Source organism: Microbacterium sp. GW823-FHT02G05 (genome assembly GCF_058797175.1).
This window is the reverse complement of the sequence record NZ_JBXAJK010000002.1, coordinates 658,319-670,296: the sequence shown is the minus strand read 5'-3', so window position 1 is coordinate 670,296 and position 11,978 is coordinate 658,319. Positions and strand designations below refer to the sequence as shown.

The 11,978-nt window shown below is 63.7% G+C and carries 14 protein-coding genes, 1 tRNA gene and 1 other RNA gene; 9 read left to right on the top strand and 7 right to left on the bottom strand.

From position 1 onward, the window contains the following. The first annotated feature begins 10 nt into the window (after positions 1-10). The gene (locus tag AC1REM_RS13235; protein WP_492515031.1) at positions 11-2,284 is read left to right on the top strand and encodes a heavy metal translocating P-type ATPase; all 2,274 of its coding nucleotides are present in this window, start codon (positions 11-13) and stop codon (positions 2,282-2,284) included. Positions 2,285-2,484: 200 nt separating this feature from the next. Here the strand turns inward: AC1REM_RS13235 and AC1REM_RS13230 are convergent, their stop codons facing one another. Beyond that, the gene (locus AC1REM_RS13230; protein WP_492515030.1) at positions 2,485-3,153 is read right to left on the bottom strand and encodes an SIMPL domain-containing protein; all 669 of its coding nucleotides are present in this window, start codon (positions 3,151-3,153) and stop codon (positions 2,485-2,487) included. A 142-nt stretch (positions 3,154-3,295) separates the two neighbouring features. Here AC1REM_RS13230 and ssrA point away from each other — a divergent pair. The 5 genes from ssrA (at position 3,296) to AC1REM_RS13205 (ending at position 5,602) form a co-directional block, all read left to right on the top strand. Further along, positions 3,296-3,666: a transfer-messenger RNA gene (gene ssrA, locus AC1REM_RS13225) on the top strand. A gap of 167 nt (positions 3,667-3,833) precedes the next feature. Beyond that, on the top strand, positions 3,834-4,613 hold the full coding sequence (locus AC1REM_RS13220) for a siderophore-interacting protein (RefSeq protein ID WP_492515491.1): 780 nt from the start codon (positions 3,834-3,836) through the stop codon (positions 4,611-4,613). A gap of 134 nt (positions 4,614-4,747) precedes the next feature. Continuing rightward, positions 4,748-5,059, top strand: a complete 312-nt coding sequence (locus AC1REM_RS13215; RefSeq protein ID WP_492515029.1) for a DUF7882 family protein — start codon at positions 4,748-4,750, stop codon at positions 5,057-5,059. 111 nt (positions 5,060-5,170) lie between these two features. Then, on the top strand, positions 5,171-5,419 hold the full coding sequence (locus AC1REM_RS13210) for a hypothetical protein (protein WP_492515028.1): 249 nt from the start codon (positions 5,171-5,173) through the stop codon (positions 5,417-5,419). Between the two features lie 33 nt (positions 5,420-5,452). Beyond that, a complete protein-coding gene (locus AC1REM_RS13205; protein ID WP_492515027.1) occupies positions 5,453-5,602 on the top strand; it encodes a hypothetical protein in 150 nt (49 codons plus the stop codon). A gap of 12 nt (positions 5,603-5,614) precedes the next feature. Here AC1REM_RS13205 and AC1REM_RS13200 read toward each other — a convergent pair whose 3' ends face one another. Together AC1REM_RS13200 and AC1REM_RS13195 are read right to left on the bottom strand one after the other, a co-directional pair. Beyond that, on the bottom strand, positions 5,615-6,190 hold the full coding sequence (locus AC1REM_RS13200) for a hypothetical protein (protein ID WP_492515026.1): 576 nt from the start codon (positions 6,188-6,190) through the stop codon (positions 5,615-5,617). Positions 6,191-6,196: 6 nt separating this feature from the next. Continuing rightward, positions 6,197-7,012, bottom strand: coding sequence for an inositol monophosphatase family protein (locus AC1REM_RS13195; RefSeq protein ID WP_492515025.1), 816 nt, complete (start codon positions 7,010-7,012; stop codon positions 6,197-6,199). Positions 7,013-7,108: 96 nt separating this feature from the next. On the opposite strand from AC1REM_RS13195, the gene AC1REM_RS13190 reads away from it, so the two are divergent. Continuing rightward, a tRNA-Lys gene (locus AC1REM_RS13190) sits at positions 7,109-7,181 on the top strand. A 379-nt stretch (positions 7,182-7,560) separates the two neighbouring features. On the opposite strand, the gene AC1REM_RS13185 is transcribed toward AC1REM_RS13190, so the two are convergent. The 3 genes from AC1REM_RS13185 to AC1REM_RS13175 all read right to left on the bottom strand — a co-directional run bounded on the left by AC1REM_RS13185 (position 7,561) and on the right by AC1REM_RS13175 (position 8,918). Next, entirely contained in the window at positions 7,561-7,881 is a 321-nt protein-coding gene (locus AC1REM_RS13185) for a hypothetical protein (protein WP_492515024.1), read from the bottom strand. Between the two features lie 399 nt (positions 7,882-8,280). Next, complete coding sequence (locus tag AC1REM_RS13180) at positions 8,281-8,703, bottom strand: hypothetical protein (RefSeq protein WP_492515023.1); 423 nt, start codon at positions 8,701-8,703, stop codon at positions 8,281-8,283. A 44-nt stretch (positions 8,704-8,747) separates the two neighbouring features. Beyond that, positions 8,748-8,918, bottom strand: coding sequence for a hypothetical protein (locus AC1REM_RS13175; RefSeq protein ID WP_492515022.1), 171 nt, complete (start codon positions 8,916-8,918; stop codon positions 8,748-8,750). Between the two features lie 371 nt (positions 8,919-9,289). Between AC1REM_RS13175 and AC1REM_RS13170 the strand changes: the two genes are divergently transcribed. Next, complete coding sequence (locus AC1REM_RS13170; protein WP_492515021.1) at positions 9,290-9,610, top strand: DUF7882 family protein; 321 nt, start codon at positions 9,290-9,292, stop codon at positions 9,608-9,610. A gap of 8 nt (positions 9,611-9,618) precedes the next feature. Beyond that, positions 9,619-10,155, top strand: a complete 537-nt coding sequence (locus AC1REM_RS13165; RefSeq protein ID WP_492515020.1) for a hypothetical protein — start codon at positions 9,619-9,621, stop codon at positions 10,153-10,155. 221 nt (positions 10,156-10,376) lie between these two features. On the opposite strand, the gene AC1REM_RS13160 is transcribed toward AC1REM_RS13165, so the two are convergent. Beyond that, a complete protein-coding gene (locus AC1REM_RS13160) occupies positions 10,377-11,678 on the bottom strand; it encodes a peptidoglycan DD-metalloendopeptidase family protein (protein WP_492515019.1) in 1,302 nt (433 codons plus the stop codon). Between the last annotated feature and the right edge of the window lie 300 nt (positions 11,679-11,978).

Below are 11,978 nucleotides of genomic sequence, written 5' to 3'. Positions count from 1 at the left end.
AAGGAAGATCATGAGCACGACGGCAGCAACGCCGATTCCCGTCTCGAGCGTCGAGCTGGAGATCGGGGGGATGACCTGTGCATCCTGTGCAATGCGCATCGAGAAAAAGCTGAACAAGCTCGATGGCGTCGCCGCGACGGTCAACTACGCGACCGAGAAGGCGAAGGTCTCGGTTCCTGAGGGCTACGACCCGGCGCTTCTGATCGCCGAAGTCGAGAAGACGGGATACTCCGCGGCCCTGCCGGCACCGGCGCGACAGGACACCCGGCGCGACGACGGCAAGGACGATGTGGACCCTGAGCTGGACACGCTCCGCCATCGCCTCATCGGGTCGATCGTTCTCACCGTGCCGGTGATCGCGATGGCGATGATCCCGGCGCTCCAGTTCACCTACTGGCAGTGGGCCTCGCTCGTACTGGCCGCTCCGGTGATCGTCTGGGGCGCGTGGCCGTTCCATAAGGCTGCCTGGATCAACCTGCGCCACGGCGCTGCAACGATGGACACGCTCATCTCGATGGGTACGTCGGCTGCATTCCTGTGGTCGTTGTACGCGCTGTTCCTGGGCACCGCGGGAACGCCAGGGATGACCCACGGCTTCGAGTTCGCGCTCGCGCCTTCCGATGGTGCCGCGAACATCTACCTTGAGGTCGGGGCAGGGGTGACGATGTTCATCCTGGCCGGACGCTACTTCGAGAAGCGCTCCAAGCGTCAGGCCGGCGCCGCGCTGCGTGCGCTGCTCGAACTCGGCGCGAAAGAGGTCGCCGTCCTGCGGGACGGTGTCGAGACGAAGATCCCCGTCGAGGATCTGACAGTCGGGGATGAGTTCATCGTGCGGCCTGGCGAGAAGATCGCCACGGACGGTGTCGTGGTGTCCGGCACGTCCGCCGTCGATGCGTCCATGTTGACCGGAGAGTCCGTGCCGGTCGAGGTGAGCCCGGGCGATGCCGTCGCGGGAGCAACCGTCAACGCGGGCGGGCGTCTGGTCGTGCGGGCCACACGCGTCGGCTCGGACACGCAGCTCGCGCAGATGGCGCGGATGGTCGAGGATGCGCAGACGGGCAAAGCCGAGGTGCAGCGCCTTGCAGACCGCATCTCCGGAATCTTCGTGCCCATCGTGATCGTGATCGCGGCGATCACTCTCGGCGGATGGCTGGGCGCCGGCTTCCCCGTTGCCGCCGCATTCACCGCCGCCGTCGCCGTGCTCGTGATCGCCTGCCCCTGCGCTCTGGGCCTGGCGACGCCGACGGCGCTCCTCGTCGGCACCGGTCGTGGAGCGCAACTGGGCATCCTGATCAAGGGCCCGGAGATCCTCGAATCCACGCGGAAGGTCGACACGATCGTTCTCGACAAGACGGGGACCGTGACGAGCGGCAAGATGACGCTCGTCGACGTGATCGTCGAGGAAGGCACGGCGCGCGAAGAGCTCCTCCGCGTTGCCGGAGCGCTGGAGGACGCCTCTGAGCACCCGATCGCACAGGCGATCGCGAAAGCTGGGACGCAGGAACTGGGCGGGCTCCCCGAGGTCGAGGGCTTCGCGAACATCGAGGGCAAGGGCGTTCAGGGCAACATCGAAGGCCGTGCCGCGCTCGTCGGTCGGGAGAGTCTGCTCTCCGATTGGTCACAGCACCTGAGTGTCGAGGTCGGACGAGCCAAGGCCGCGGCGGAAGCGGACGGTAAGACAGTCGTGGCCGTCGGCTGGGACGGCGCCGCTCGCGGGATCCTGGTCGTCGCCGACACCGTGAAACCCACGAGCGCCGAGGCGATCGCGCAGATGAAGGCGCTGGGGCTCACACCTGTGCTGCTCACCGGAGACAACAAGGCGGTCGCTCAGCGGATCGCCGCCGAGGTGGGAATCGATGAGGTGATCGCCGAGGTCCTGCCACAGGAAAAGGTCGCGGTCGTCACACGCCTCCAGAGCGAAGGGAAGGTCGTCGCAATGGTCGGCGACGGCGTCAATGACGCCCCTGCTCTCGCGCAGGCGGACCTCGGGTTGGCCATGGGCACGGGGACGGACGTCGCGATCGAAGCATCCGACATCACGCTCGTGCGCGGCGACCTGCGCAGCGCGGTCGATGCGATCCGTCTCTCGCGCAGAACTCTCGGCACGATCAAGTCGAACCTCTTCTGGGCCTTCGCCTACAACGTGGCGGCTATTCCGATTGCGGCACTGGGGCTTCTCAACCCGATGCTCGCCGGCGCAGCTATGGCGCTGTCCAGTGTGTTCGTCGTCGGCAACAGCCTTCGTCTGCGGGGCTTCCGCAGCGTTGCGAAAACGTCCGCCTGAGCATCCCCCCCTCCACCGAAAGGAAACACTATGAGCAACACACCCGTCACCGAGCTTCCGATTGTCGCGGCTGAAGCCAGCTGTTGCAGCACCACCGCTCCCACAACGAGCGCTGAAGCCACCTCCGACTCCTCCTGCTGCGCTTCCTGAGCGCGCGAAGAAGCCCGCCCGGTGTTCGCACCGGGCGGGCTTCTTCGACGTCAGTGCGCCGAGAATCGCGCTTCGACGGTCGCGCTGATCGTGATGTCCTCGGGCTCGTACTGCATCGCGGGCGCGGAGTCGGCCGAGGCGAACGCTGCGCCGCGTGCCTTCACCATCATCGGAGCCGTGGGGGAGGGCTGCCCGCTCGAGATGAGACCGACATCCGCGATCTCCGACGGCGTGATGCTCGCCAGCCCGAGAGCTTCGGCATAGGCTGTCGCTCGCGCGACCGCGACGCCGACCGCTGAGGCTGCGACTTCTCGTTCCACGCGTGCGCGGGTCTCCGGTGTCAGATGCCAGTTCACCCAGCCGATCTCGACGCCCTCCCAGGGGGAGACGTCGGAGACCCAGACGGAGAGCTCGGAGGAGTCGACGAACGTCGCGGTGAAGTCCACGCTGGCGTAGTACACCGGCGCGAGGCGCTTGCCCTCGTTGTTCCAGGGGCGCTCAGCGCGCACGGACAGTCGCTTGCTCGACCACTCCGCGATCGTTTCGGCTTCGACTCGCTCGGCGATGCTGGAACGCAGCGGCTCCGCCAGTCGCAGAGCTGTCTCGACCACGGCTGCACGGTCGGGCCCTTCCGTGCGAACCACGGCCTGGATGGTGGCGCGTTCGGGTGCCACGCGCACCTCGTTCTCGCCTCGGACGGTGATGGTGACATCGCTCATGCCGCGACTCTACGCCAGCACGGTGAAAGCGCGGGAATGGCTTTGGCGACGGGAACGTTGTAGTCTGAGATGCTCGGAAGCCACGTGGCATCCGAGCTGATAAATCCACAGAGTGACAACGGTTCCTTCGAGAGAAGACCGCGGGGCTGATCGGTTTCGACAGCGCCTGTGAATCCACGAGAAGCGGGCCGAGGATGCAGGGTTATCTCGTAAACGATCTCTGCAAAAACAATAAGTGCCAACTCCAAGCGCACTGACTTCGCCCTCGCTGCATAAGCGAGCCCGATAGTCCGTCAGGCCGTATGTGATTCCGATACGGATCCTGGCGTCATCTAGGAATCTTGCTGCGTGATGGCGTCTGGACGTCACGTGGGACTTTTCCCAGGCTGGGCTTGTCGACTTAGGTGTCTGTGACAAAGGTCGGAGCCGAGCAGAACGCTTTCACAGACTGCGCCCGGAGAAGACGCGGAGACTCAGCGTTGGACGGGGGTTCGATTCCCCCCAGCTCCACTAACCGTTGTCACTGTGGAAAACCCCCGCGATCCCTTACGAGAGTAAGGATCGCGGGGGTTTTCTGTTGCTGCGTAGGTGGCCACTGCGGCTGCGCCCCGATCTTGCTCACACTCGGCGGAGCTAGTTAGGTTTACCTAAGGGTGGCGGGTAGCGTAGGGAGGGTGGCCATCTCATCACGCACCTCGCCCCGCACGCCTCGCCCCAGCATCGATCTTGAGGTCGTCGCCACGAAGATGCTGAGCCCGCATCTTGTGCGCGTGACGCTCGGCGGCGCAGGTTTCGCCGATTTCGAGGATCGCGCCGAGACGGACAAGTATGTGAAGTTGATGTTCACGACGCCGCCACCGGAATCGCACCCTGTGACGCGCACTTACACGATCAGAAGCGTCGATCACGTCGCGCACACCCTTGACATTGATTTTGTCGTTCACGGCGATGAGGGCTTGGCGGGGCCGTGGGCTGCGAACGCTGGCCCTGGCACGACGTTGAGTCTGCTCGGCCCCGGTGGTGGCTACGCGCCGAACCCGGATGCCGCATGGTATCTCTTCGCCGGCGATCTGGCAGCACTCCCTGCGATCGCCGCGGCGTTGGACGCTCTGCCGGCCGACGCACAGGGAATCGCCTACGTCGAGGTCAGCGGGGAGGAAGCGATCCTTCCCGTCAACGCGCCGACCGGAGTTGAGGTGCACTGGATCATCGACCCCGAGCACAGCGTCGACCAGCTCGCCGACGCTGTGCGAAGTGCGCCATGGAGGGACGGGCCCGTCGATGTGTTCGTCCATGGTGAGCGCGAGTCGATGAAGGCCCTTCGTCGTGTGCTGTTCGATGAGCGCGGACTCGAACGCGCGCAGGTGTCGATCTCAGGGTACTGGGCCCGCGGCCGCACCGAGGACCGTTTCCAGGCAGAGAAGCGCGAGCCGGTCGGTCAGATCTTCACGCCCGCGTAGCTCGATGGCAACGAAGATGGCGATCGGGGCTTGCGCTCAGGACCCGCTCGAGCTCAGCTCGCCCCGTTTGCAAGCCGGTCCAGGGTATTGATAATCGCTCCCCGTCCGCCGAGCCAGGGGGCTAGTCTCGGCCTATGGGACAGCTCTTCTATGACGATGCTCGAACGCCCATCACGATCGATGATGTCGTGCTGGCGCACCTCAAAATCGTGATCGTCACCAAGCTGAGGCGGCGCGAGAGCTTCACGCTCACCTGGCAGCACGCGGCGGATGATGCGCCCGGTCGTTCTACGATCCTGCTCAGTCCCGCCATCCCGCTCCGATTCGTCTTCAACGAGCCGGTCGGACCTGTTCTTGACCCGGAATGGATCAAGGCGTTGACCGACACGGTCAACGCCACCGGTGGCATTCAGCTGGCTGACGGCACGGTGGTCTCGAACAGCTGAGCGAGTCCGATCAGGCTGTAGACGTTCCCGGTCTCCGCGTCAAGGGAGTAGTGAGAATTCCCTCCACAGCTCAGGGTGGGAGCGACAGGCGGAGGGACGAAAATGGACAGAGTGAAGAACCCACGGTTCGAGTCGAGGCAGGTCACAGACGATGAGTGGCTCATCGTTGACCATCGCTACGGTTCGAATGATCTCCGCGGGACGGTGGCGTGCGTCTATCGGGTCGAGGACGGTGTGGTCGATGTCGTATGGTTGCGCGACCTTCCGCTGGCGGGGTGCTACCAGACCGTGTTCGACGTCCTGGAGGACATTCGTCATTTCTACGCCCACGAGGAGCACAAGCATCTGCACGCCGTGTAGATCATCTCTACGCGGAGGGAGAGGACACACATCATGAGCGATCCGCAGAACACGCAGGGAACACCCGGCGAGAACGAGGAGGCCGACACTGCCTCGGGCGGCGCACCGGAGCGCCTCGACGAAGGGCGTGGCGAGAACTCTGCCAAGGACGGCGACGAAGCGCACGACGCCCGGTCGGACTGACCGACCTGCGGCTTACGGCTGCGGTGCCTCGATCAGAACAAGTCCCTGTTTGGTGTCAGAGAGCGTGACCCAGCCATCGCCGAAGAGGTAGGTCATGCCGTAACCCTCTTCGTCGGTGGCGAATGCGAATTTCGGATCGACGGTGATGTACACACCGCGATCGCTGTCTTCGCGCAACCAGCCCTCCGCGATGAGCGTGTCGATCGCCGCCTTCGCGCGCTCGGTCGTCATCGGAGCCCAGCCGTACAGCTGTCCGTGATCGGAGGCGACCGCGAAGTCGGCCCAGAAGCACTGCATCCCGTCGGCGATGACCTCGCCTGCGATCGTGAACTCGCGTTTCTCGACGGTCCATCCCTCGGCGGTCAATGCGTCGACGGTGGTCTGGGAGATGAGTGTTTCGCACGTCGGCGCGGCCGCGGGAGTTTCCGGAGTGGGCGTCACCGGTGCCACGCTGGGCGTGCCGACGGGCGCGGGCGAAGCATCCGGCGTCTCAGGGGCTGCCGGAGATGGGGCGCAGGCCGTGACAACCGCGAGCATTCCGGCTGCCGCGATCGCGAGCAGTGATCGAGAGATCGAGCGACTGGGCATAGTGAATCAGTCCGTCGTGGGAGGGGGTGAATGGAGCAGATCGAGGAAGTCCTGGTGGAGCACCCCGTTGGTGGCAAGTGTCGAGAGCGCTGAGATCGTCTCGTCGCCGTCGAAGGAGGTCATTCGACCGCCCGACGCGTTCACGATAGCCGCCGCAGCGGCGATGTCGTACTCCTTGACGTCGAATTCGGCGACCATCTCGAGGCGGCCCTCGGCGAGCATCATGTACGAGTAGATGTCGCCGTAGGCGCGGTCGCGCCAGACGCGGCGGCTCAGCGCGATGAGCGCGGGAAGATGTCCGGCCTCGTCCCACTGCGCGATGCTCTGGAAGCTCGCACTGGCCTCATCCAGCGTTGAGACATCAGACACGCGGATGCTGCGTGGTGTCGCATCCGTGTTCGTCCATGCGCCCTCGCCGACGAGTCCCCACCAGCGGCGACCCAGCGCGGGCATGCTGACGACACCGAGGACCGGAGTGCCGTCGATCGCGAGTGCGATCATCGTTCCCCACAGCGGTACACCGCGGAGGAAGTTCGCGGTGCCGTCGATCGGGTCGATGATCCACTGGCGGTGGGTGTCTCCTTCACTGCCGTACTCTTCGCCGAAGATCCCGTCAGCGGGACGCTCGGTGGACAGGAGTGCGCGAATCGCGCGCTCGGTCGCAAGATCGGCATCGGTCACATGCGAGCGATCCGCTTTGAGTGAGACGTCCAGATCGGCCGAATCGAAGCGGGGGAGGGACTGCGCATCCGCCGCGTCAGCAAGCCGCAGCGCGAGGTCGAGGTCACCCCGAAGGACGGTGGTGTCGGGGGAGGAAGTCACCCCTTCAGGATAGACGGCTCGCCGATGAACACCTCGATTTCGCGTCGTGAGAATCTGCTGGTAACGTTGTTTCTCGGCCGGGGAACACCGGGCCACGCACCTCTAGCTCAATCGGCAGAGCAACTGACTCTTAATCAGTGGGTTCTCGGTTCAAGTCCGAGGGGGTGCACGGAAAACCGCTTGTCTCTCGCCAGACAGGCGGTTTTTTGCATGTCTGGTGGCTATCTGGTGGCTACTTTGAGACTGAACAGATCGTCGAGTACGTGGGTGGCCGGCCTTTGCCGTGTGGGTCGGACGGGCTGCGTTCCGTTCTAGCAACCGTCGCGTGAGGGGGAAGCAGGAACACTTCCGCTTGAGGACGGTCTGCGCGTCAGAGCGAACGCCTCCCTCACCGCGTTCACTCGCATCGACACCGAACGCATCGCGATCCTTGACCACGCCGCGGGCTCCACCGAACGCGCCGCGATCGTCGCGGAACTCACGCTAGTCACCCATGACAATGCCCCTCACCTCTTCGGAGGTGAGGGGCATTTCGTCTTCGCAGGGGGCTAGGCGACAACTGTGAGGTACGGAGCTAGCCCATCGATGTTGATCAGGAGAGTTTCGCCGGAGAGCACGCTGCTGCCGGACACCCCAATGTAGAGCTGCACAAAATAGGTGCTCTTCCTATCGTTGTATGAGTAGTCCACGGTGAGGGATGGGTTGTAGGGGAAGGTGAACGAGCTCGCAGGGATATCGAACCTGGAAGTCCACGATGTGAATTCGAAATAGACACGTATCTCGTTCTGAATCACGAGCGTGTCGGCGTAGGTGATTGTGCCCGCCCCGGATGCTGCCGCCATCGGTGTCGCTGCGGCGACGGCGATCACCGGGACAGACCATGCGGCGGCTTTGAGCGCGCGACGACGAGACATATCTTCCACACGCCCAACATAAGAGGGTCGATGCCCCGGTCTGGCCCAGGGGGCTGGAACGGTGCGTGGAATGCACAGACAGTACGCGGAATGCCTCGACCGTCACACCGAGCGCACCGACAGCATCCGCCACCCATCCGGCCCCTGCGCCTCGAGGCCGGCGATTCGGTTTTCCTTCAAAAGACGAGCGTCATTTCATGTTGGGCACCATCAGCCGGGTCGGTCATTCGTCGACATTCGAGTAGGTGCGACCCGGGCACTTCTGTGATTCTGTTGTGCACCGAAGTCTGCGAGGCCTCGCCCCGAACCGCCGGTCATCACGACCAGAGCGAACTGATGACAGGTGAGGCGCAGTTAGCCGCGTTCGTCGGGGGAGCGGGAGGGGATGTGATTCGGTTTTTGCGACCTGTCACGGGTTTCTCCGTCGGCTCGCGCCTGTGTTTCCGCAGTCGCCTCATACGGATGCCAGTGTTCACCTGTCGCCTTCGTCCATCGCTTCTCACGGTCAGTGAGCCCTATGGGACGGGACTCATTTCCACCGTCGTCCGCCCAATGCTCGGACGCATCCCGGTCTCCGCGATCAGCGACTTCTTCTTCCGTGCTCGGTGCGTCGGAGTTGTTTCCAGCGATGTCACGCACTTTCTTGCCCGTCGCCGTTGCGGCGTTCTCGATTGCGCCAGTGACGTTGTTGACCTTTTTCTCTACGGCGTCCACGAACCGTTGCGTGAGGTGAGAGGCATTTTCAGACGCCGACTTGATGTGGTCTCCAACAGACATGGCGTGCTCCTTCATAATCCCCGCCGCGAGCCGACAGGGTGTGCTCAGGCCTGAGGACGGCCTTTGCTGTTGTGGTTCCGCACAAGTCCGAAGATCACAGTTCCGACGAACAGGATAATCCCGATGATCGCCAGCCACAGCAGACCCTTGATCGCGAAGCCGACGACCGAGAGGACGGCCCAGGCGATGAGCAAGATGATGATTACGGTCCACATGTTCCTCACGCTACGCCCCTCACTCTCGGATAGATACCCCACTTGCGGAGCGCAGCGACGTTGAGGCTTCAGCGATTCGCACTCCGGGCTGAGCAGAGGAACGTGGGCTTCCGGCAGCGGCACACCCCGAACGGCGGAGCAGGATACGTGATCGTTGCTGGATGCGCCACGGGGTAAGTCCAGCGCGGGATCGGGCGTACCGTCGCCGTCAGAGTCGCATCCGGAGGGAGGGTCGATGCACGTCGGCCTATCGGGTTCGGCTCTGACCGGACGGTTCCCCGCCCTGATGTCGCGTTCCGCGTTTCCGGGGCGGGGGCCTTCCGGCCAAAAGCTGGATACCGAGGAGAGGAGACCGGGCTATGGTTGCCCTCATGGCCACCCTGCACTACGGCAACGCCGTTGAGCCCATCCATATCGAGGACCGTGCGCTCGCCCACCTGAAGATCGTGATCGCGACGAAGTTGCGACGACAGGAGAGCTTCACACTGTCCTGGGATCACTTCGAGGGGGAAGACGGTGGACGCTCCACAATCTGGCTGCACCCATCGATCCCGTTGCGCTTCACCTTCGAAGGCACGGAGCCGCCACAGATCAATCCAAAGTGGGTCGAGAAACTCATGCACTCAGTGAACTCCACCGGAGGGATCGCGCTCGTCGACGAGATCCTCGCGACACCCGAACCCCTCGCCTAGCGCCGGAGGTGCCATTCGATGAGCAACGCGAACAGCGCGAGGCCGCGGAAACACTGGCCGCGCTGAGGTCGGTCTCAGAGGATGAGCTACGTGACCTTTCCACTCAGGTCACCGCTTACGCGGGCCGTACTGGTGCTGTCGAACGAACGGTCATGCGATCGTTGGTGCAGTCAACCAGGGAGAGCGACATCATGTCGGTCATCTCGGACGTTTCGGGTGGTCGAGTCGATCGTGAGTATGCGCACCCGGGGAGGCTGCTGTCAGGGGTGGTCATCGTCTTGGACGCGCCGATACCCGCGGGGGCGACGGCACTGTTCGAGTTCACGGAGTCCTTCCCGCCGGGTTACCCGCCTCGACAGTCTGTCTGGCACGCCATGTCGCGGCCGTCACGGGAGGCGCTCATCTGGGTGCACTTCCACCCTGATGTGCTACCACGCTGGTGCGAGGGATACGTAGAAGCCGATGACGACTACTCCTCGACGATGGAGGCCACGAAGAGCGGCGCTGTTCACGTCGCAAGACACGGGTTCGGACGACGAGTCTGATCAGCAGGGGCCCGATACTTGACAACTTCCCCGTCTTGTTCGTGATCCAGATCCTTCAGGTGGCGGCCGCGATCCTGCTGAGCCGGGGGTCGATTTGGGTGACGCGACGCGTCATCGGGCGACCGATCGCATCGAAGTATCTGGGATTCTGACCCCCCGTCTCGGGACTCCACACGCAAATGCCCCTCACCCCTTCGGAGGTGAGGGGCACTTCGTCGGCGCTACGAGATCAGTCCGTAGGTGCCCCAGCCGTTACCGATCTGCACACCTGCTCCGAAGCCGCCGTTGCCGTTGCCGGGGTAGAGCCAGAGCGTGTTGTCGCTCGCACGGCGTGCGACGAGGTCCGGGTTGCTGTCACCGTTGTGGTCGCCGCCGCCGGTGATGGTTGAGAATCCGGTCCATCCCCACCCGACTTGCTGCACGTTGGTCAGACCACTCGGCGTTCCGAAGTAGCCCCAGAGGTCGCCGGCGGCGTTGCGTGCCATGATGTCGCCTCGGCCATCCTTGTTGAAGTCGCCGGCGACGAGAGCGTTGAAGCCCGACCAGCCTTGGCCGATCTGTACTGGTGTTCCGAACGAGCCGGCGCCGTTGCCGGGGTACGCGTAGAGGTTCATGTTGGATCCGCGTACTACCAGGTCCGGCAGTCCATCGCCGGTGAAGTCGACTCCGCCGGTGAACAGGCTGAAGTTGGCCCAGCCAGCACCGACGTATGTCGGTGTGAACCCGCTCGCGTAGTTTCCCTTGTAGAAGTAGAGGCCCCCGTCAGAGCGCACCTGCAGAACGTCTCCCGCGCCGTCCATGTCATAGTCGCCGTGGACGATTCCGATCGAATTTCCCCAGCCAGGCCCGTTCGGGTGGACGAGACCTATGCCGCCGTTCCCGTTGCCGAAGAAGGTGACGAGATAGCCATCGTTTCGGATGGCCAGGAGGTCGGCGATGGCATCGCCGTTGATATCACCGAGGCCGGGGCGGAACCCGCCGAATCCCGGGATTGCCGCGCCCTGGGTTACCTGCTGGCGGCAGCTGTACCCCAACGAGGAGCCCAAGTTGGTGTCGTTCTGCCAGAACTCGAAGTGAAGGTGAGCCCCGTCACTGTGTCCTGTGTTTCCTACGTAGCCGAGTAGCTGTCCCGCTTGCACCTGATCCTGAACGTTCACGCTCGGCAGCTGCGACATGTGCGCATACCGTGTCTTGTATCCGTTCCCGTGATTGATCACAACCTGGTTGCCGTAGCCGTTGTGGTATCCAGCAGTTTCGACTCTGCCTGCGGCCGCTGCGACGATCGGGTAACCAGCGTTGCCCGTGATGTCGACGCCGAGGTGAGAATCGTCGGTGGTCGAGGGGCATCGGTATCCTACGTACCCGCTCACATACCCGGTCACGGGTTGGATGAGGTTGATTCCCGCCGCATGGGCTGCTGTCGGGATGAGCGAAAGCCCACTCACCAGCAAGATGAGTGACGCGAGGCTGGACAGCAAACGAAGCCGTTGGGCGCGTCGCGGACGCGTTCTGGTTTTGTTCATAGCCGCACCTTATTGGCGGCCAGGTGCGAATCGCTGTCCCCTCTTTTGCCTACAGACAACCCTGCTTCATACTGATATATTTCTCCCTCCTCGGTGCTTGCGCCGTCATGTGGTCTGCGCCCTGCAGCGATTGCAGCGCGACGCTGAGCAAGAGGATGCAGCGGCGAACGCCGATGACGACGACTCTCACCAGGTGTTCGAGGCTTACGCATTTCTGGGCTGGCGAACTCCTCGCGCCCAGCGAGGCGCGATACGATCAGCCCATGCTGTCGTTGATGAGTGCCCTCGGGGCGCGGAGCG

Bases quoted from the DNA above. Each gene is read 5' to 3' on its own strand.
- AC1REM_RS13180 (WP_492515023.1), bottom strand. From the start codon at position 8,703: ATGTCTGTTGGAGACCACATCAAGTCGGCGTCTGAAAATGCCTCTCAC.
- AC1REM_RS13205 (WP_492515027.1), top strand. From the start codon at position 5,453: ATGAGCGATCCGCAGAACACGCAGGGAACACCCGGCGAGAACGAGGAG.
- AC1REM_RS13235 (WP_492515031.1), top strand. From the start codon at position 11: ATGAGCACGACGGCAGCAACGCCGATTCCCGTCTCGAGCGTCGAGCTG.
- AC1REM_RS13160 (WP_492515019.1), bottom strand. From the start codon at position 11,678: ATGAACAAAACCAGAACGCGTCCGCGACGCGCCCAACGGCTTCGTTTG.
- AC1REM_RS13200 (WP_492515026.1), bottom strand. From the start codon at position 6,190: ATGCCCAGTCGCTCGATCTCTCGATCACTGCTCGCGATCGCGGCAGCC.
- AC1REM_RS13230 (WP_492515030.1), bottom strand. From the start codon at position 3,153: ATGAGCGATGTCACCATCACCGTCCGAGGCGAGAACGAGGTGCGCGTG.
- AC1REM_RS13170 (WP_492515021.1), top strand. From the start codon at position 9,290: ATGGCCACCCTGCACTACGGCAACGCCGTTGAGCCCATCCATATCGAG.
- AC1REM_RS13215 (WP_492515029.1), top strand. From the start codon at position 4,748: ATGGGACAGCTCTTCTATGACGATGCTCGAACGCCCATCACGATCGAT.
- AC1REM_RS13175 (WP_492515022.1), bottom strand. From the start codon at position 8,918: ATGTGGACCGTAATCATCATCTTGCTCATCGCCTGGGCCGTCCTCTCG.